The organism is Streptomyces sp. O3 (assembly GCF_054788135.1).
Genome location: NZ_JBTVYK010000224.1, coordinates 1 through 248, shown reverse-complemented (window position 1 = coordinate 248; position 248 = coordinate 1). Strand labels below are relative to the sequence as shown.

Sequence of the window (248 nt, the reverse complement as noted above, 5' to 3'; positions counted from 1 at the left end):
ATTAAAGGAAACGTATTGTAATGCATTGGAACAACTAATTTCGCTTGTAAAAATCGTGCCGCAATCGCCGCATCTTCTGGTCCCATGGTAAAATTATCCCCAATTGGCAAGAAAGCAACGTCTAGCGGATTTAATTCACCAATTAATTTCATATCAGAAAACAAACCAGTGTCCCCTGCAAAATAAATATTTTTATCTTCTATCGTAAATACAATCCCAGTTGGGAAACCAAGGTTAACAATGCGACC

General features: G+C 37.5%; 1 protein-coding gene. It reads right to left on the bottom strand.

What is annotated here, in order from left to right; all coding sequences use genetic code 11:
- The coding region (locus ACX6XY_RS30450) for an MBL fold metallo-hydrolase (protein ID WP_460337963.1) at positions 1-248 on the bottom strand (248 nt) is incomplete at both ends.